This is a genomic window from Mucilaginibacter gotjawali, assembly GCF_002355435.1.
Taxonomy (GTDB): Bacteria; Bacteroidota; Bacteroidia; order Sphingobacteriales; family Sphingobacteriaceae; genus Mucilaginibacter; species Mucilaginibacter gotjawali.
In genome coordinates, this window is record NZ_AP017313.1 from 5,563,316 (window position 1) to 5,583,917 (window position 20,602).

Annotated in this window: 10 protein-coding genes; 4 read left to right on the forward strand and 6 right to left on the reverse strand. The window is 45.2% G+C overall.

Annotation, left to right across the window (positions count from 1 at the left end; translation table 11 throughout):
- Window positions 1–11: 11 nt before the first annotated feature.
- Window positions 12–1,592, forward strand: coding sequence for a M81 family metallopeptidase (locus MgSA37_RS24630; protein WP_096355984.1), 1,581 nt, complete (start codon window positions 12–14; stop codon window positions 1,590–1,592).
- A gap of 99 nt (window positions 1,593–1,691) precedes the next feature.
- On the opposite strand, the gene MgSA37_RS24635 is transcribed toward MgSA37_RS24630, so the two are convergent.
- Both MgSA37_RS24635 and MgSA37_RS24640 read right to left on the reverse strand, forming a co-directional pair.
- Window positions 1,692–2,723, reverse strand: a complete 1,032-nt coding sequence (locus tag MgSA37_RS24635; protein WP_096355986.1) for an NHL repeat-containing protein — start codon at window positions 2,721–2,723, stop codon at window positions 1,692–1,694.
- A gap of 334 nt (window positions 2,724–3,057) precedes the next feature.
- Window positions 3,058–5,958: a TonB-dependent receptor gene (locus tag MgSA37_RS24640; RefSeq protein WP_096355988.1), complete on the reverse strand. Its 2,901-nt coding sequence runs from the start codon at window positions 5,956–5,958 to the stop codon at window positions 3,058–3,060.
- Window positions 5,959–6,605: 647 nt separating this feature from the next.
- On the opposite strand from MgSA37_RS24640, the gene MgSA37_RS24645 reads away from it, so the two are divergent.
- The gene (locus MgSA37_RS24645) at window positions 6,606–7,496 is read left to right on the forward strand and encodes a glutamate--tRNA ligase family protein (protein WP_096355990.1); all 891 of its coding nucleotides are present in this window, start codon (window positions 6,606–6,608) and stop codon (window positions 7,494–7,496) included.
- Window positions 7,497–7,638: 142 nt separating this feature from the next.
- On the opposite strand, the gene MgSA37_RS24650 is transcribed toward MgSA37_RS24645, so the two are convergent.
- Window positions 7,639–13,728 carry an Ig-like domain-containing protein gene (locus MgSA37_RS24650; RefSeq protein ID WP_157750722.1) on the reverse strand — a complete coding sequence of 2,030 codons (6,090 nt, stop codon included), beginning with the start codon at window positions 13,726–13,728 and terminating at the stop codon, window positions 7,639–7,641.
- Window positions 13,729–14,173: 445 nt separating this feature from the next.
- Between MgSA37_RS24650 and MgSA37_RS24660 the strand changes: the two genes are divergently transcribed.
- A complete protein-coding gene (locus MgSA37_RS24660; protein ID WP_157750723.1) occupies window positions 14,174–16,138 on the forward strand; it encodes a sialate O-acetylesterase in 1,965 nt (654 codons plus the stop codon).
- Between the two features lie 310 nt (window positions 16,139–16,448).
- A complete protein-coding gene (locus tag MgSA37_RS24665; RefSeq protein ID WP_096355998.1) occupies window positions 16,449–17,069 on the forward strand; it encodes an START domain-containing protein in 621 nt (206 codons plus the stop codon).
- Window positions 17,070–17,091: 22 nt separating this feature from the next.
- Here the strand turns inward: MgSA37_RS24665 and MgSA37_RS24670 are convergent, their stop codons facing one another.
- The 3 genes from MgSA37_RS24670 to MgSA37_RS24680 form a co-directional block, all read right to left on the reverse strand.
- Window positions 17,092–18,363, reverse strand: coding sequence for a serine hydrolase domain-containing protein (locus tag MgSA37_RS24670; RefSeq protein ID WP_096356000.1), 1,272 nt, complete (start codon window positions 18,361–18,363; stop codon window positions 17,092–17,094).
- 245 nt (window positions 18,364–18,608) lie between these two features.
- Window positions 18,609–19,109: a GNAT family N-acetyltransferase gene (locus MgSA37_RS24675; RefSeq protein WP_096356002.1), complete on the reverse strand. Its 501-nt coding sequence runs from the start codon at window positions 19,107–19,109 to the stop codon at window positions 18,609–18,611.
- Window positions 19,096–20,559: a sodium:solute symporter gene (locus MgSA37_RS24680; RefSeq protein ID WP_096356004.1), complete on the reverse strand. Its 1,464-nt coding sequence runs from the start codon at window positions 20,557–20,559 to the stop codon at window positions 19,096–19,098. Before MgSA37_RS24680 ends, MgSA37_RS24675 begins: the two co-directional genes overlap by 14 nt.
- Between the last annotated feature and the right edge of the window lie 43 nt (window positions 20,560–20,602).

Consider the following 20,602-nt stretch of genomic DNA (forward strand, 5'->3'; position numbering starts at 1 on the left):
AATCTCCTTCTATGAAACGCTTTTTCCTTGCATGGATATTCTTTTTTGCAATAACGGGTTTGCTTTCCGCAAAACCGGGGGCCTTTAACACCAAAGCGCCAGCAAAAGCCTTACCACGAATTGCTATCGCCGGGCTTGGTATAGAATCGAGTACTTTTTCGCCCGCGCTTACGGATGAGGCCGCCTTCCATGCAAAATACGGGGCCGAGATCTTCTCTAATTACCCGTTTTTGAGTGCTGATTCATCGCTCCGCCGTCGTGCAGAGTGGTTCCCGGCATTAGTGGGCCATGCTTTGCCGGGCGGAGCAGTTACCCGTGAAGCCTATGAATCGCTGGTAAAGCAAACCCTGGACCTGTTAAAAAAAAACGCCCCCTATGACGGCCTGTTTTTTGATATTCACGGTGCCATGAGCGTAGTAGGGCTGGATGACCCGGAGGGCGATTTCATTGTAAGGATCAGGAAAGTGATTGGCAAAAAAACGATCATTTCAACCTCGATGGATCTGCACGGCAATGTTTCCTGGCGTTTGGCAGAGAATACGGATTTGATCACCTGCTACCGTTTGGCCCCGCATGAAGACGCCATGCAAACCAAACAAAGGGCTGTGGAAAATCTGATCGGACGAATTGAAAGCGGCAAAGGAAAACCCGCTTTTAAAGCTTATATCCCGATCCCCATTTTACTCCCCGGCGAAAAAACAAGCACCCGTATTGAACCCGCGAAAAGTGTATACGCCGCTGTGGCGCCGGCATCGGTACAGCCCGGCGTTATCGATGCCGCCATTTGGGTAGGTTATGCCTGGGCCGATGAGCCACGCAATCATGCGGTGGTGATGGTAACCGGCGACGACAAAAAAACAGTAACGCAAACCGCCGGAAAGCTGGCACAAAACTTCTGGAATGCCCGCGATGGCTTCGCATTCGTAGCGCCCACGGGCACTTTAACCGAAGCACTTGACCAGGCTTTGGCCAGCGATAAACATCCTTTCTATATCAGCGATTCGGGCGATAACCCCACAGCCGGCGGCGCTGGTGACGTCACCTGGACGTTAAAAGAGATTTTGGCCCGAACTGAATTTAAACCAGACAACGGCCCATCGCTCATCTACGCCTCAATACCCGGGCCTGAACTGGTTAAAAATGCCATTGCCGCGGGTGTGGGCAAGCATGTGGAAGGCTATGCCGGCGCAAAGGTTGATTCGCGCTATGCACCTCCCCTTTTTATTTCAGGTACGGTGGAATCAATTGTAAAAGGTGATATAGATGCAGAGGTTGAAGTGGCCGTTAAAGTTGGCAGTGCACATATCATCGTCACCCAAAAAAGAAAGCCATACCATCATGAGGCAGATTTCACCCGACTGGGCCTCAATCCACGGAAGGCAGCTATAGTTGTAGTAAAAATCGGTTACCTGGAACCTGAATTATATGCCATGCGGGCCGACTGGATCCTGGCGCTAACTCCGGGTGGCGTTGATCAAAACCTGGAGCGTTTGCCTTATAAACGGATCCAGCGCCCCATGTTCCCGTTTGATAAAAAAATGGCTGAGCCTGATCTTTCAGCTAAGCTGGTACCCTCTTCTGATAAATTGTAATTTCCGAAACATCGGGACCACAAAAAAGCCGGTAATTTTAATGATTACCGGCTTTTTAAACGATGGACTATTGACCAAAGCTTTATTCTCTATTGTTATTTATGGATTTATCATTCTAATAAGGCTGTTGCCGGTGTCCGCAACAAATACCCTTCCATACTGATCTACTGCAACGCCCTGCGGGCTGTTAAAAGTGGCAGTAGTTAATGCACCGTTTTCCGACCCTTTGGCTCCTGAACCTGCATAAGTGCTTACCACGCCCGCCGGGGTAATTTTTCGGATCAGGTTATTATCTGAATCTCCTACAAATAAATTCCCGCTCGCATCAACGGCTATACCTGCAGGCCCGTCAAAAGAGGCCGAAGTACCGGTACCATTTGCTGCGCCGGCTGTACCGCTGCCCGCAATAGTGCTTACGGTACCGTCGGGCAAAATTTTACGGATCAGGTTATTCCCTTTATCTGCTACATACACATTACCACTTGCGTCAACTGCTAAGGCCTGTGGTTGATTAAACGATGCTACGCTTCCGGCGCCATCGTTCGCCCCCCTTACACCCGTACCTGCTAAAATACTTTTTACGCCTTTTGACGTTATCTTAAAGATGATGCTCAGGCCGCTGCTGGCCACGTAAATATTGCCGCCGGCATCAGCGGCAGTGCCCACCGGCGAGCTTAAACCAGTGGCAAAAGTAGTTGCCACGCCGGATGTATTGATTTCGCGAACAGCACCATTAGACTGATCTGCCACAAAAACATTGCCGCTGGCATCAGCACAAACCCCTGCCGGAAAATTAAAACTAAGAGAGTCTTTACCGTTAGAAAATCCCGGAGAAGTAGTATGATTCAAAGAGTTTACAACTCCCTGGGGCGAAATAACGCGTACCAGATTATTCTGTTTATCGGCAACGAATATAAACCCGTCGCTGCTTATACCTATCCCCGTTGGGAAGTTGAATTCAGCCTGGGCTTTTGTACCGTCAGCCGCGCCGGCTTTGCCGCTGCCCGCAAATGTGGTTACCGTGGGCGTGTTAACAATCGGACCAATGGGTTGTGTAGCAGTATCGCTTTTTTTACTGCAAGCCGAAAAGAAAAATGCGGACGTTAAAAACAAAATAAAAGGTCTTTTCATATTTAAATATTAATTTAATAAAGGTAATTCTTTTGTGTTTAGCGCTTTAACGCTTAAAACAACAGCATTATATATAATTTGGTTTATTGGATTACGTGGCTTGCTATCAAAACGCGACAGTTTTTAGCATATTAAAAACGCCTGCAAATAAATAATATTTTCAGGCGTTACCGAAATTATTGTTGATCTTCTTTTTAAAGGCTTGTTTCAATTTAAATATAATCGGGCGCGAACCGCAAATCCGGGTGTATAAAAAAAGCCTTCAGCAAAAGCTGAAGGCCCGGAGTTTTAAATTTATCAGGGCAGGTTTAACTGACCTTAATGCTTCCTTTCGTTAAAAGTTTAACGTCAGCTTGGTAAATACGCGCATGCCGTTGAAGCCCATTTGAACAGCTTCAAACGGACCGCCTGATTCGCTGTCGCCAAATGAACTGCCGGTAAGCGGGTTAACAGAGCCTTTGATCACGTTGGTATCCGGGTGAACATTAAATAAGTTATCTACACCCACCGTCCATAACACGGTTTTGTTAAGTTTTAATGAGGCGTATAGGTCCGTCGTTATTTTCGGCGAAAAATCAAAAATTTCCGGTACCGGCGCGCCGCTTGCATCCAATGCTACATAAGGGAAGAAAGGATCCGGCGCATTTGCAGGGGCGCTGGTTTCGCCAAAGCCCAGTTCTTTCACATCGCCATAGTAGGTAAACCGGGTGCCGAAGGAAAGCTTTTTAACCCCATATTCAAGATTCAGCGTAAATTTAGCTTTTGGTGCACTTGCTTTCAGGAAATATTGTTCCCTGTCTGAAAAGAAAGTAGCACTGTCATAAGCAGAACCCTTAAAGGTGGATGGAATGTTGATCTTATCGATAGTAAGCCCCTGAATATTACCGGCTAACAATGCACTGAAGTGACTGCTTTCCCAGCGTTTTTTGTAATCGATCACAAAATCAATACCCTTGTTGGTGGTGTTAACCGCATTGGCAAAAAATTGTGCATCACCGATACCCTGGGAGGCTAATATGTTATTCAGTTGTGGGCCGAGCGCCGAATCACCCTGCGCGTATAAACCGGATATAACGATCCTGTTTTTTACCTTGATTTCGTAGGCATCAACAGTTACGGCCAACTCAGGCGCAGGCTGCCAGGTAAATCCTAAACTGTAGTTGGTTGAGGTTTCCTGGGTTAATTTCGGAATGCCCGCGGTCCTGGCAACATCAGAATAATTAGGAACCAGTTTAGTATACACCAGGTTACCGCCAATTACAGTAGTGTTGGTATTACTAAAGTTGAGCTGTTGAAGCGAAGGCGCCCGGAAACCTGTGCTAACTGAACCACGAACGTTAAAATTGCTGGCAAGTTTATAACGGGTGGCAAATTTCTGGGTTGAAACAAAGCCGAAATCAGAATAATTCTCAAAACGTTCAGCAATATCAATTACCCACTTTTTGGTAACATCAAATGATAATTCAGTATATGCAGCTTCATTTGTTCTGTCAACCACCGAGGCATCGCTTGGCTGATAACCAGGGTAACCCTCAGAACCTGATGCCTTCGTAGTACCATCCGGCAGCGTGGCAGAGCCCTGCAAATAAGAATTCAACTCGCCTGCATACAGCTGATAGCGCTCGTACCTGAATTCAGTACCGAACGAAAGCTGTAATCCCTGTCCTATGCCTTTAAACCTTTTGGTAATATCACCATTAAAGGTATTTTGTAAAAAGTTAAAACCACCGTCGTCAAAACGGGTTTGTATGGGCTGGCCCGGTACATAAGGCAATGAAGCATTAAAGGTTTTATTTCCCCAGTAGTGAAAATCATTTCTCCCCACGTTATTGCTGATATCCCAATCCCAATCGCTTTCAGTAGTGCCTTTGAAACCGGCAGCAGCTGACAGGTCTTTAATATAAACATCCTCCTCCGGATCATAATAAACGTTATTCGGATCATAGGGTGTGCCCGGAGGAGCATCTATCTTCATTATTCCGGGAACGAAAACAAGGTCGCCATTGGCATCTGTCGGGAATTTTGTAGGGTTTTGACGCAAGCCATTATTATAGTTCCAGCTCCTGGTATAGGCATAAACGTTGGAGTGTTTATAATTATAGCCGCCAAATGAGTAAAAGGTTGTTTTTGTGCCTTTTATCGGAATCTCCAAATTGTACATGCCGCCGCCTGATACAACCGAGCCGTCGCCAAATGCACGGCGCTCACGTGCAACCGGTTGTGCTTCCAATGTATTTGGATTGGTTTGCCAGTTGGTATCGCGTATAGCCCTAAAGGTTTTGCCCTGGTTTTCATAATTGGCGCCAATATTTAAAAAGCCGCCATTTTTGCCGATTGCAAAACCATAATCGGCACCAATAGAAACCGTTTTACCGTCAAACTTACTGCCTGTATAATACCCGTAAGGGTCAACATTGTTCAGCGTATTATATTTCTGGTCGTTATACCCGCTAAAACCGCCGGTAACATTCAGGTGGTTAATATCTTTTTTCAAAACGATGTTGATAACGCCCGCGATCGCATCCGACCCATATTGTGCCGAAGCGCCGTCGCGCAAAATTTCAACGTGATCAATTGCCGCTTCCGGAATAGCGTTTAAATCTGTCCCGCTGTTGCCACGGCCGCGGGTGCCTACCTCATTCACAAAAGCCGACAGGTGACGGCGCTTGCCATTCACCAATACCAGGGTTTGGTCGAAACCAAGTCCACGTAAACTGGCAAAATCAATTGCATCCGAGCCGTCGCCGCCGCTCTGTTTGTTGTAGTTAAATGACGGAACAGCCTGGTTTAGCTGGCTCATCAGGTCGGGCTTAGCGGTAGTCTGGTTGGCCTGGTTTGCATAAACCACGTCCACAGGCACTGCCGACTCCATTTTAGTACGGCCCGCTCCACGGCCACCTACAACAACAACCTCATTTAAGGCCGATGCTTCAGAAACCAGTTCCACGTCCAATACCACATCGGCATCAATTATGGTAATTTTTTTAGTTAATTTTTGATAGCCGATGTAGGAGAAAGTAACCGTATAGCTTCCTTTTGGGAGTTTAACGGAATATTTACCGTCAACATTGGTGATGGTACCACCAACGCCGGATACGCTTACTGACACACCGGTCAGCGTTGACTCTTTATCAGAAACCTTTCCTGACAATAAGCCTTGCGCTTGTACGCCGGCTACTGATAGGAGCAGCAGCAGTACAATTAATTTGAGAGTTTTAATGTAAAGTTGTTTCATTTTTCCTGGGGTTTAGCATGGAATTATTCAATTAATAAATCAGATTTTTTGCAATAAAAAACACCTTAATTTTTTAGATTTCACATAAAGTCATCGTTAGCAAGCACCATTTAAACAGGTGGCAGCCTTTATTTGGGGCGTGTACTATGATTTCGGGGAAATGGCTCCGGGCGAATAGAATGGCCGGTTACGGAAAAAAAAATGTAAATATTGCGGCATAGTTTGGTTGTTTAGTTTAATGTTTTTGTTAATTAATTGGTAAATTAGAAAATATTTTTAATATTTTATCATTTAATTAAAAAAAATACTGTTTTTGATGTGAAGATTTTAATAAAATGTACACTATACATTAAAATTTTCAAAAAAAGGCGGTAAATTATTGCCAAAAATCGATTTATCGGTTCAATTTCATGGTTTTAGATTGAATAATATCATCATTTCGTTAAAATAATTATTTATAGATTTAATAATTTAACTAAAAACCTCAAAAGAGCCGCAATATATTGTTCGTTTAGATGAATTTCCGCAAAATTAAAATCCCGGCTTACCGCCGCTATTCAGCAAAAGCTGATCAATGCAATACGGGCAAACGCTGGCAACCCGATGTTTTAAAAAAATATTGCACTTTTACTTTAAATTAAAAACCATTGCCCATCCAATCGTTTCGTTTTAATAAAACCCGCCTTGCGCCAACGCCAAGCGGTTTTTTGCACCTGGGTAACATTTTGTCTTTTATTATTACCGCAACCCTGGCAAGGAAAACGGGCGCCAAAATATTATTGAGGATAGATGACCTGGACCAGTTGCGGGTAAATCAATCCTTTATCAGGGACGTTTTTGATTCACTTAATTTTTTGGAGATCCCATGGGATGAAGGCCCGCGTGATAGCGCTGCATTTGAATCCGGCTATTCACAAATTCATAGGATGGGGCTTTATGAAGAGGCCCTCCGGCAACTGGCCGGTGACGGGAAAGTTTTTGCCTGCACCTGCTCCCGAAAACAATTGATAAATACGGGCAAATGCAGCTGCATTAACCTGCAGATCCCGCTGGATTTTGAAAACGCAGCCTGGAGGCTGATTACGGATAATAAGCAATTGGCCATTAAAAGTATTACAGGCGAAGGTATCCCAACTGAATTGCCGGTTGAAATGCGGAATTTTATAGTAAAGAAAAAGGACGGGTTCCCTGCTTACCAGCTTACCTCGGTAATTGACGATCTTTTTTATGGAATCGACCTGGTAATCCGGGGTGAAGACCTGTGGACATCAACAATTGCCCAGCATCAACTTGCGATTGCTTTGGGGAAAGATCAATTCGCCGGACTCGCATTCTGCCATCATCCCTTGTTAAAAGCGCCAAATGGCTTGAAACTGTCCAAATCTTCAGGCGCCACCTCAATAAAATACCTGCGCGAAAACGGTAAAACTCCTGCTGATATTTGTATGCTCATCGCTGCAAACCTCAACCTTAACGAAACAGTAAATAGCTGGCAAGAGCTTGGTAAAATTTTGACCAGGGATATTTTTGACCGCTAACGGCGGACTTTTTAAAACAAACTTTTTTCGCTACCTCATTCCCGTACTTCGGCCGAAGTTGATGACCAAATAATAACGTTCGTTTTTCTGTAACACAGGCATTTTCCCAATCCGCTCAACCTGGCTGCATAAATAGTATCTGCTATCGAAGTACCGTCACATATCCCGACAAAACGTGCTGCCCGTCAAAGTGGGGATTGATGACATAGTAATAAACGCCCGTCGGTACCGGCTTTCCATTTATCGTACCATCCCATGCTTTTGGATAACCAATTGAATGAAATACCTTTTGGCCGTAGCGGTCAAATATATCCACGGTAGCATTTATATAGGCAATCAACCCGGTTATTTCCCAATAGTCATTAATCCCATCGCCATTAGGCGTAAAAGTATTATTGATCTTTAATATGGGCGCCACTTTTACAAAAACAGTATCCTGGGCAATACAGCCCCTTATATCAGTTACTGTTAAAGTATACCTGCGATCGACGGTGCCGGTAACCACCGGATTTTTCAAGGTGATATCGTTAATATCAATATTGGGCGACCATTGGTACTTTACATTAGGGTCGCTTACTGTAGGGTTTAAAGTTATAGTAGATCCGGTTAAAACATACACCGTTCCGCCTGCAAAAACCGTAGGTGGGGGGATGAAATTTATTTTCATTTCATCGGTAGCGATATAACATTGTCCCGGGTTATTCGCAGTTAAAACCAGGGTAACTGATCCATTTTTAATATCGGCAGCCGATGGCGCATAAGTGGTATTTAACTGCCCCGGGGCGCTAAATGTACCTGTTCCTTTTGAACTCCATGTACCCCCGCCCGGTATGGTAATTGTACCGGCTACCGGTATATTTGCATCCTGCGAACAAACATCCTGGTCAGGGCCGGCATTTACTGCCGGAAGCGGGCCAAAGCTCACTGTCATAGAGCTGGAAGAAACACTGCAGTTGGCGCTGGTTGAGGCTAAAGTAAGCACTACCGAACCCGCTGCCTTATCTGCGGCCGAAGGCAGGTACTGGGCCTGTAAATTGGTGGCTGACGGCGAAAAAGTACCGGTACCGGCAGTACGCCATATACCTGTACCCGTGCCTCCTGTTATGGTGCCCTGCAATATGATATTGGGAGCCACAATACAAACCAACTGGTCGGGGCCTGCGTTGGCTACCGGCGCGTCATTCACCGTCACAACGGTTTGTACCGGGTTGCTGGTGCAACCTTTGTAAGTGAACACCATGGAGTATGCCCCGGCAGCGCTTTGCGTAACGTTGGCAATATTCGGGTTTTGGTCGGCGGAGGTAAACCCGTTCGGGCCTGTCCATGCATAGGTGGCGCCGGGTAGCGGGGTTGCAGTTAAAGTTATCGTACTGCCAACACAAACCGGTGTATTACTTGAAACGCTTACTACCGGCAATGCCGGGTTAACGGTTGCCGTGTATTTAAAAGGCACTCCAGGGCATCCGTTTCCGGTTGGTGTTATCAAATAAACTACATCAACCGGATTAGGCGTCGTATTAATCAATGATTCAGTTATTGTACCACCCGTTTGATTATTTACGGCCGGGTTACTTATTCCTGCCACCGCGGCCCTGCTCCAGCTATAGGTGGCAGCGGGCTCATTTGAAGTGATCACATAATTTTGCGGCACCCCGGTGCATGCTCCCCCGGTCGGCGAACTACTTATTACAGGACCAGAGTCAAAAGTTATTGTCACGGGGCTGGTAGAAATAGTACAATTATCTTTACTTGTAGAGGTCAAAGTAAGCACTACCGACCCGGCAGCCTTATCCGCGGCTGAAGGTGTGTATTTCGCCTGCAGGTTGTCTGATTTAGAAAAAGTACCGGTCCCGGCAGTAGTCCAGATACCTGTTGTGGTACCACCTGTCACACTTCCGTTTAACGAAACAACCGGGGAACCAATACATACCGTTTGGTTAGGGCCTGCATTTGCCACAGGAAGCTGGTCGATATTAACCACCACCGGAAAAGGGATGCTTGAACAACCTTTAACTGTAAATGTCATGGAATAAACACCGGCATCGGCATTGGTAACATTGGTAATATCCGGATTTTGTTTGGTGGAGGTGTAGCCGTTCGGGCCTGTCCACAAGTAGGTGGCGCCGTTTACCGGCGGGGTGCTTAAATGTATTGTACTGCCTATACAAACAGGCGAATTGCTGGTAGCCACCGCTACCGGCAACGGAGGGTTTACACTTACAGTATATCTGAAGGGTGTACCCGGACAGCCGTTTGCAATAGGTGTGATTATATACACAACGCCAATTGTACTGAACGTTGTATTAATCAAGGTTTCGTCTATAGTGCTTTTCGTTTGGTTTGAAACTGCCGGGTTACTTATCCCGGCCACTGCCGCGCGGCTCCAGTTAAAAGTAGCTGAAGGTATATTTGATGTTAATACATACCCCTGCGGCGAACCGGTACAAGCAATTCCCGCCGAAGCGCTGGTGACTACCGCTTGCGGATAAACCGTCATGACCATGCTCGTTGGGGCGCCTGGGCAAGTTGCCGTGGCAAAATTAAAATTATACGTTACATCAATAGGGGCATTTGTTATATTAAATAAAACTTCCCTGATGGTTGTTGCAGTTTGGCCGGAAACTGCCGCGTTGCTGATGCCCGGCACTGCTGCCCGGCTCCAGGAGAAGGCCGCTACCGGCACATTAAACGTTACTGCATAAGCTGCTGTATTATTGTCACATACGGTAGCCGTTAGTGGGCTGATAACTGCAGGCGTTGGATAGACAGTAACCACATAGTTTAATGGCGGCCCTGAGCAAGCGCCGGAAATTGGCGTTATTACATAAGTTACGTTAACGGCGTTTATGCTTGTATTGATAAGTGTTTCTGCGATCGTCGAAGTGACTTGATTATTGACTGCCGGGTTACTTATGCCGGGTACTGCGGCCCTGCTCCAGCTAAAAGTCGCTGTTGGCACGTCAGACGTAATGGTATAATTCTGTGGCACCCCGCTGCAAATAACCCCTTTGCCACCGCTTGTTATATTTGGCACCTGGGTTACGGTAACGTCAACCCGGGTGCGGGCGCTTATACACCCGTTAACTGTTGTTTGAACGAAGTAAGAAGCAGGGGCATTCAAAGCAGGAGTAGTATATGTATTTGTATTCCATAACAGGTTACCGCCGATGGCTGCGTCATACCATTGGTAGGTACCCGCCGATCCGCTTGCAGTAAGTGTTGCTCCTGAGCCTATGCATGTCTGCGCGGGTGCAGCTATCGGTGCAGCCGGTACGGCATTAACAGTTACGGTAACCGCAGTGCGGTTGCTTGTTACCCCGTTAACGGTGGTTTGTACGTAATAGGTAACGTTAGCATTCAAAACAGGGGTTGTAAAATTTGGCCCGGTTGAAAGCAAAGTACCTGCAACCGCCGCGTCATACCATTGGTAGGTGCCGCCGGGTGCAGTCGCGGATAATGTTGCACTGCTGCCGGCACAATCATTAATACTTTGCACTGTAGGGCTGGCCGGCAACGGGCTGAAATTAATAGTAACAGAAGAGGACACAGGGCCGCACGGTCCCGGCGGATCAGTAGATGTTAAGGTAAGCCTGGCAACGGTTTCGCCCGGGCCGGGTGTATATACAGCATTTGGCAGTGCCGGATTGGAAAAGGAGCCGGTACCTCCGGACCAAGCGCCTGTCGTAATACCGCCGATAATACTACCGGCCAGCTGAACCTTGCTTCCCGACGGAACAACTTGGTTGGGACCTGCGTTAACAAGCGCCGAGGGGTTGATGGTTACATTGAACGTTGCACTACTTGCCGGGCAGGCTGCACCAAAGCCAACGATGGTATTTGTAATTGTATAATTACCCGGCGCACTTTTACTGAGGTCTATTTCTCCCGTGCTCGTATTTACAAAAACCAATCCGGCAGGCGATGAACTGAAGGAACCACCTGCCGACCCTACCGGGGAAACAGGCAAGGGATTTACACCAAACTGGCAAAAAGGCTGATTATAAGAAAAAGATGCACTCAATGCTACTCCGATCACAATTTTAGCAGAAGTTACACCGGCACAGGCTCCGTTTCCGGCAAAGGATACGGTATATGTACCAGGCACGCTGCCTGCTACATTAATTTCGCCTGTAGCAGTACTTACAAATACCAACCCGGCAGGTGCGGCACTGAAGACCCCTCCATTGGGGTTATTTATTACGGGGGTTTGATTTGCCCCCGAAGAACAAAATGTACCCGAAGAATATTGAAATTGCGGATCAAATAATGTAGTTATAGAAACAGTAACAGCTACCCGCTGACTGGTACATTGCCCTAATGTGCTTTCTGCATAGTAGGTTGTATTTGCTTTTAATGCGGGTGTCTTATAGGTATTGCCGCTTGCCAGCAAATTACCCCCGGCAGGGGCGTCATACCACTTTACGGTTCCGGTTGCGCCTGTGGCAGTTAAAATTGCCGGGGTACCGGGACATACCGATACCGGGTTTAAAGTTGGCGCTACAGGTGAGGGGTTTACCGTAACCTTAACCGCAGTACGTGCACTGGTACAAGTTGCCGTAGTTGATTCCACATAATACGTAGTAGTGGCGGCTAAAGCCGGGGTAACAAATGCCTGGGTTGTCGCCAATAGATTTCCGCCGGCCGCCTGGTCGTACCAGGAATAACCACCCGGTGAGCCAGAAGCAGAAAGCGTGGCAGGGCTCCCCGCACAAATTGAGGTGGCCTGCGCCGTGGGCGCAGCTAGCGCGGGGGTTACTGTAACTGTAACTGCAACCCTGGGGCTCACGCATCCCCCAATAGTGTTTTGCACATAATAAGTAGTGGTGTTAACCAGTGGCGGAGTTGTAAAACCGGCACCGGATGCCAGCAGCTTTCCGGCAACTGCCGCACTATACCATTGATAAGTACCTCCCTGCGAAGTTGCAGTTAAAGTTGCTGTTGATCCTGAACAAATTACCGCCCCTCCGGCTGTCGGAGCCGCAACCTGCGGGCTTACTATTACATTTATGGCAGACCGGGTGCTTATACAACCTAAGTTGTTGGCCTCTATATAATAAGTGGTTGAATTACTTAAAACCGGCGTGGTGAAAGTAGCGCCTGTTGCCAGCAGATTGCCGCCTGTCGGGGCATCGTACCAGTCAAAACTTGCAGCTCCCGATCCTTTGGCGGTTAAAGTAACACTGCTTTGGTAACAGGTGTTAACCGTTTGTGATATAGGAGGAGCAGGGGGCGAATTAACGGTTACAAGCACCTTAACACGCGGACTTTCGCAAGTATTTATTGCCGTAGATACATAATAAGCGGTGTTTACAAATAACGGAGGCGTAGTATAATCCGGACTCGAAATTAATGGAGTACCACCCGCCGGCGTATTGTACCAGTTAAATATGCCGCCATTTGCACTGGCATGCAGGTTAGCTGACGACCCTGAGCAAACTGATACATTTGCAGCTGTAGGCGCCTGGGGCACGGGGGTTACTGTTACTGTAACCGAAGTGGGATTACTTTCACATCCGTTGGCGGTTGAAGTAACGTAGTAGGTGGTATTAATGTTTAATGCAGGCGTTGTAAAAGTAGTCCCCGTGGCCAATGGTGTGCCGTTTGGCGCATTATACCATGTTAGCGTGCCGTTGCCGCTTGCTGTTAAAATGGCGGCATTGCCCGCGCAAACCTGCACGCCGGCTGCTACCGGCTTAACGGGTAAACTCACACCCACCGCCGTCCGTGGACTGGTACACCCCCCGATAGTTGTTTCCACAAAAAAAACCGTTGTAGCGTTGATAGGAGGCGTAGTAAAGGTAGCACCGCTGGCTAAAAAATTCCCTCCTGAAGGAGCATCATACCATTGATAATTGCCGCCCGGCGCAGTTGCCTTAAGTACGGCCGGGGTATTGGCGCAAACCGTTACCCCGCTGGCCGTTGGTGCGTTTGGTGTAGTAGTAACTGCAATAGTTATGCTTTTTTTTACCGGCGGGCAGCCTGCGCTTTTATCACTTACGGTTACCGTATATGTACCGGCTTTATTAACAGCGATGGAGGAAGTTGTTTCGCCTGTATTCCATATGTAAGTAAAAGGCGCTGTTCCGCCTGATGTTGTTGCGGTAAGTGTTACATTATATCCTGAACAAATACTTGGAGCCGACTGATTTATGCTAACGTTTAAAGTGCATGGCTGCGCATATCCCTTTATTCCGAGTAATAAAAACAAATATAATAATACACGTATTTTCATAAACCTCAGCGGGTTTTTTAAAATGTTTTTCAATAATATACTCGTCAAAAAAAAAGCGATGAATTTTTCTTTCGACGGGTATTTTTCATTTCAGCCTTCGGTAGATAATAGCAGTAACAGGCCTTACAACTGTAAAGCTACCATTTTAACGTAAAAACCAGGAAAAATGTTCAGGTATTAAAAAAATGATTCTCCGGCAGGAAATACCTTTTTTGTTAAATAACAATTGAATAATAGCGTCTTGAAGAAAAAAAAGTTATAAACTGAATTTTTGGCGTACCCTACAATAAACTTATGATACCCATAAATAATTTGTTTTTTAATATTTAATTTGGCAAAATAAACCCGCTGATAAAATTTACCGGTTGATAACTCCTGTACGCCTGCAAACATTTTGCAGCGGGCTAAACAAACTTTAGAAGATCTGCTACTAAAATTATTTTTTATGCGACTATTAATTGCCACCACTTTGATATTATGCACTTTCCTCAGGGGCCTGGCACAAGTTACGCCTTCAGGGATATTTTCCGACCACATGGTGTTGCAAAGGGGGCAGGATATTCCTGTTTGGGGGCGGGCCGCAACAAAAACAAAGGTAAAAGTAACTATCGACGGACAATCGGCCAGTGCAACGGCTAATGAAAAAGGAGCATGGAAAACGATATTAAAACCGATGATAGCAGGCGGCCCTTATGTGATGACTATTTCTTCAGGAAAAGAAACGTTGGTTTATCACGATGTAATGGTTGGCGAGGTTTGGATCTGTTCGGGCCAATCAAACATGGAGTTCCAATTAAGGAATGCCCTGGGATATAACTTTGAACAAAAAAATGCTCCCTCACAAACCATCCGGCAGTTCAGGGTTACCGATAAAATGAGCCTTCAGCCTGAAACCGATATAAAGGAAGGCAATTGGGTAAAAGCAGATACTAATACCGTTGGAGATTTTACCGCCGTGGGGTATTTTTTTGCCAAACAATTGAGTAAACAATTAAATGTTACCGTAGGCTTAATTTACAGCAATTGGGGTGGAACACTTGCAGAGGACTGGATCAGCAAGGAAGCCATGTTGAATTCGCCTGAGTTGGGCGAAGCTGCAAAAAACATTCCCGATACCTGGGATGGGGTAAAACAAAGGATAGATAAACAATTAAAAGATTGGGCTTATAACAAAAAACAGGTTACCAATTATTCAGCTGAGCAGCTTGCCGGCGAGCCGGCCGCTTTTTTTGGCGACTGGCAAAAAGCAAGCGCCCCTGCATCATGGGAATGGACCGGCAAATTATATTCCTACCGCGGCGAGGGCTTTATGCAGCATACAGTCAAACTCGACAGCAGCTATGTGGCCCGCCACTCTGTGCTTAGTTTAGGACAAACTGATGCTGACCTGGAGTTGTATGTTAATGGTAAATTGATAAAAAAAGGCGCTTCATCGGGCAATTTCCAACTCGACCTGCCAGCCGGAACCTGGAAACCGGGCGATAACAGTGTGTTGATCAATTTGCAATCCCGGCAAAAAAACCCATCGTGGTTTGGGATGGGTTTAACCGGCGGCGCTAATGACCTGTACGTCCGTTTTGCAGATACGACCATTAACCTGGCTGATAATAACTGGTATGTGATGCCCGATTTGAGCAAGCCATATCATTTTGATTTTTTACCAAATAATACTGCTTTTTCGCTATATAACGCAATGATCAGCCCCTTAATACCCTATGCAATAGCAGGTGTTATTTGGTACCAGGGGGAATCAAATGCTGATAAAGCTTTCCAATACCGCACAACTTTTCCGCTGCTGATTACCGATTGGAGAAGTAAATGGAACAGGGATTTTCCTTTCCTGTTTGTTCAGCTATCCTCATTTGGCGGTATGCAAAACAGCAACATTGGCAGCAACTGGGCCGAACTAAGAGAAGCACAAACAATGACGTTGCAATTGCCGAATACCGGCATGGCAGTAACAACCGACATCGGCGATGCGCTAAATATACATCCCCGGGATAAAGCGGACGTGGGCTTAAGACTTGCCAGCAAAGCGTTGACCATGGTATATCATTTACAAGGCTTTGCGGAAAGCCCTTTGTATACTTCGGCTGACTTTTCGGCGGGATATGCTATTGTTAACTTTAAAAATGCAGTCAACGGGCTGATGGCAAAAGACAAATATGGATATATTAAAGGATTTGAACTTGCCGGGGCCGATCATAAGTTTTATTATGCCCAGGCGGGTATCATTGATGGCGGCAAAGTTAAAGTTTGGTGCAGCCAGGTACCGAAGCCGGTGGCAGTTCGTTATGCCTGGACAGATGCGCCAATTGAAGCAAACCTATACAACATGGAAGGCTTTCCGGTTGGCCCGTTTCGCTCAGATAGCTGGAAGGGGACAACAGAAGGTAAAAAATTTGAATAAGTATAATTATGAGGCGAAATATATTTAATATTTCTCCTCATAATTGCTTTTGTGCGACATATTAACAAATGTTATTTAAACAACTAAAATTTAACCGCACATAAATACAGCGAATTGTAATATTAATGTAACTTTATCGACCGTCAGCAAACAGCAGCTGCCGGTTTTTTTATGATTTTAGTTATTAAATTTTTTACCTTTTGATACGCTTTTATCATATTTTAAGTTTAATAGAACACGAATAAAAAAGATAATTTAAACACTGCGTGATTTTTACTGTTATTTAAAACACCCCCCGGAAAATTTGTTCATGAAAAAAAATTGTTTCATCCTATGTTTATTCCTTCTTTGGTTTACACAGGCCATGGGCCAGGGAAATTGGGAATTAAAAAAAGATGAAGACGGAATTGCAGTTTATACCCGTAAACCGGCAAAGGGCAATTTAAAAGAATTGCGGGTAGTATGCGAGCTGGAAGCCACTAAGACCCAACTGATCAACACCCTGCAAAATATCGGAGATTATAATAGCTGGGTTTATTCGAACAAAAAATCAGAAATTATTAAAACGGTAAACCCGATGAATATTATTTATTATTCACAATCCCGTTTACCTTGGCCCATAAAAGACCGCGACCTGATTGTTCAACTTACCATTGCCCCGGGCCAGGATGCTTTAAATATCCAGGCAAAAAGCCTCCCCGATTACCTGCCAAAAGAAAAAGATTACGTGCGTGTGCCCTACTCGTTAGCGGTATGGAAAGTAACCCAAACCCCGGCAAATAAATTAAAGGTTGATTATACTTTTAGCGTAGACCCAGGCGGAAGTATCCCTGCATGGCTGGTAAATGCTACCATAACGGTAGGCCCGTATAACTCATTTTACAAACTTCGCGAAATATTAAGGGCCCAGAAAAGTCCCGTGATCAATTAAGAAACATTTCTATTTCATTGGCCTAATTCGCTTTACAATACGCCATTACCGCTTTAAATACCAGTGCCCGGATGGCATTAACGTTGTAATATTCTTTGTTATCAATAAGTCCCATTTGCTGGCGGTTGATGAGTAAAATGATAGAAACGTCTTTTGAAGGCACCACACAAATGCTTGTCCCGGTAAAACCGGTATGGCCAAAAGTCCCTTCGGGGCCGTTTTTCATAAATGAGTTTTCGGGGTCCATCATCCAGCCTAAGCCATTGTTAAATTTGTCTTTAGTTAAAAAGGCATTGATAGTGTTTTCCGAAATAAACTGCACATTGCCAACCTTGCCTTTGTTCATCAGCATATCAACCAACTTTTGTATATCATCCACCGTCGAAAATATTCCTGCGGCGCCTGCAACGCCTTTTTCGGCATACCAGGCGTTGCCATCATTCACTTCTCCCTTTAAAATATAATGGCGCCAGCCGTTCCATTGGTCGTGTTTAATTTCTTTAAACTGGTAGCCAAGTTCCGGGTCATACACCATTCTGTGTTCGTAAGGGTTGCCAAAGGAGGTTGATGCTATTTTAAAATCCCTGCTCTTTTGCAGCGGGTTATACATGGTATGTGTCATCCCTAACGGTTTAAAAATGTTTTGTTCTTCAAACTGATCAAGAGATTGGCCAGAAACCACTTCCACAATCTCGCCAAGAACCGTAAAACCGAGGTCGCTGTATTTACGCTGTGCACCAACCGGGAAAGCCAGGGGCAATTCGCCAATCAGTTTAAAAGTCTCCTGTTTATTGCCGGCGCGATAATATAAGGGATACCACTCATAAAGCCCCGCCGTATGGGTTAAGAGGTGGCGGATGGTGATGGAGGCCTTGTCTGGAGTGGTAAATGCTTTGATATATTTCCCAACCGGGTCGTCCACTTTAATAAGGCCCTTATCAACCAATAACATAATTGAGGTGGTAGTACCAACCACCTTAGTAAGCGAAGCGATGTCAAACATATGCTCCGTTGTCATTTTTTCAGGCTCAGCCAAAAGTTCGTGCCGGTAATTAAATTTTTGGGCAAAGCCGTAGGCTTGTTTATAAATTACAGCATCGCCTCGCTTTATTTCGATAACTGCACCGGGGATTTTACTGTCATTCACCTGGCTTTGCAGGATACTGTCAATTCTGTGTATAATCAGCTGCTGCGAATTACCGGCGTTATTTACTTGTGCGCCAACGATGCCTGTGGTCAGGAAAGACCCTATTAATAAAATGATCAGTTTATGAATAAATTTAGTATCCTGCATCTTATAGATTCCCTTTATTAAATTATTGTGAGTTCGATTAACAATTGGATATCATTGTGGTGTGCCCCATCGGGGCTACCGCTTTGTAGAAACCAAATACCCAGGATAATTGCCATGTCAGTGGCTACCCTTCGCAAATTGGGTAGCCGCTGACGCGGCAAAAATAACGTTTGAATATCGTGCTACAAAGCGGTAGTCCGCCACGAGGCGGAGCAATTGTTTTTTGTCTCGAACTAACTAAATTATTATTTAGCGGATTTGGGTTGATAACCGGTAATCGGCCCAACAGTTTTCCGCAGCAGTAATTCGTCGAAGCCAGGCTTTATAAAATCTTTGAGTTCGCCTATCAGCTCGAAGCCAAATTTTTTGTAAAGTTGAATGGCCCCTTTATTAAACGAGCTAACACAGATAAAAATATTGGGTGAATACGTTAAAATACGATCCTGGCAAAACCCGAGTAATTGCGTCCCGTAGCCCTTACCCCGATAATGTTTATTTATGGCGAGGGTTTGGATATAGCCCTTAAAAGTTCCCTGCGGCTGCATAATGACGAACCCCATTATTTCAGTTTCGTTTTTCATCAAAAAAACCTCCCTGAATGTGCCGCCAAAAGCCTTTAAACAATCCTCATAAGCAATACCCAATGTTATCCAGGGATCTGTAGCCGCCATGATCACTGCGCAAGCCGCAAAATCCGCGGGGTTAGTTGTAAATTCAATATTGAATGGGGTATCAGGCTGCGACATGATTCTTCTTTTTTATCAATACCAAAAATAAAATAGTCAGCACAGCATTTACCAGGATATTCATGAAACCGAAATCAAATTGAAATTCACTGATAAAAAATACATTCAGTCCCCAGGTAACCAGCGCGGCACCCACGCAGGCTATCGGTACAAATTTTTCAGTTAACTGGATCTTGGAGAACAGGCCCGTTAAATACAGTCCCAATATCGGCCCGTAGGTATAACCGGCTATTTTAAAAATGGTGTTAATAATGGCGCCCTGACTGCTCCAGAAAGCCATCACAATAAAAAACATTACCACGTTAACACCAAGCAGCACCCGGTTTTTGATTTTCTTTCTCTGCTCAACCGGTTGGTTTTCAATATCCATAAAATCATAGCTGAAGGCGGTGGTTAAGGCGGCAATACAGGCATCGATACTGGCAAAAGTAGAAGCGATAACCCCGATGAAAAAGGCAATCGCTCCTATCTGCCCGAAATAATGCAGCGTTAAAAATGGGTACAGGCCGTCGGTGTTAACAATTTGCCCGTCGGCCCGGTCGAGTTTGATGCCATGCCTTTCCACAAAAATATAAAGCAATACGCCCAGGCCCAAAAACAGGGTTTGCGCGCCGGCTATAAAAAAACTGAAGGCCAATACGTTTCGTTTGGCGCCTTTTACGTTGTTGATGGTTAATGTTTTTTGCATCATACTCTGATCGAGGCCCACCAGGGCAACAGTTATGAGCAATCCCGAGATAAACTGTTTAAAAAAGTTGGAGCCTGAATGCGCATCCCAGTCAAAAAGTTTGGCGTAAGGGTGATGAACGATAGTGCTCGCCATACCGCCAACAGAAAGGCCCAGCGAATTTTTGATGGTGACGATGGAAACGATCATCACCGTAATTAAAAACAGCGATTGCAGGGCATCGGTCCATACAATGGTTTTAATACCAGATTTATTGGTGTATAGCCAGATAAGGATCAATACAATAATGATAGTAAAAAAATAAGGAATGTGCAGGCTGTCGAAAAAAGCATATTGCAGAATTTTAATGGACAACAACAACCGTAGCGCCGCCCCAAAGCTTTGTGATACGAGGAAAAACAGCGAGCCGGTTTTATAGGTAACATTGCCAAAGCGGATGTTTAAATAAGTATAGATAGAAACCAGTTTTAGCTTGTAATAAATAGGCGTGAGCACAAATGCGATAAACAAGTAGCCAACAATAGTGCCCAGGATAAATTGAAAATAAAACAGGTTGTTATTGCCAACATTGCCGGGAATTGAAACCAGCGAAACCGCCGAAATACCCGAACCGATCATCCCGAAGGCCACCAAAAACCAGGGGGAAGATTTATCGCCATCAAAAAAACTGTTTGCCTTATTATGCCGGGATGTTAGCCTGGAAATGACCATTAACAGGCCGAAATAAGCGAGGATAATGAAAAGAATTAAAGATGCACTCATTTATTTAGCATAAAGGCGTTTGGCTAAGATACTAAAAATGCAT

What these genes read in the sequence shown, in the direction of transcription:
- MgSA37_RS24630 (WP_096355984.1), top strand. Translation starts at nt 12, where the DNA reads ATGAAACGCTTTTTCCTTGCATGGATATTCTTTTTTGCAATAACGGGT.
- MgSA37_RS24635 (WP_096355986.1), bottom strand. Translation starts at nt 2,723, where the DNA reads ATGAAAAGACCTTTTATTTTGTTTTTAACGTCCGCATTTTTCTTTTCG.
- MgSA37_RS24640 (WP_096355988.1), bottom strand. Translation starts at nt 5,958, where the DNA reads ATGAAACAACTTTACATTAAAACTCTCAAATTAATTGTACTGCTGCTG.
- MgSA37_RS24650 (WP_157750722.1), bottom strand. Translation starts at nt 13,728, where the DNA reads ATGAAAATACGTGTATTATTATATTTGTTTTTATTACTCGGAATAAAG.
- MgSA37_RS24660 (WP_157750723.1), top strand. Translation starts at nt 14,174, where the DNA reads ATGCGACTATTAATTGCCACCACTTTGATATTATGCACTTTCCTCAGG.
- MgSA37_RS24665 (WP_096355998.1), top strand. Translation starts at nt 16,449, where the DNA reads ATGAAAAAAAATTGTTTCATCCTATGTTTATTCCTTCTTTGGTTTACA.
- MgSA37_RS24670 (WP_096356000.1), bottom strand. Translation starts at nt 18,363, where the DNA reads ATGCAGGATACTAAATTTATTCATAAACTGATCATTTTATTAATAGGG.
- MgSA37_RS24675 (WP_096356002.1), bottom strand. Translation starts at nt 19,109, where the DNA reads ATGTCGCAGCCTGATACCCCATTCAATATTGAATTTACAACTAACCCC.
- MgSA37_RS24680 (WP_096356004.1), bottom strand. Translation starts at nt 20,559, where the DNA reads ATGAGTGCATCTTTAATTCTTTTCATTATCCTCGCTTATTTCGGCCTG.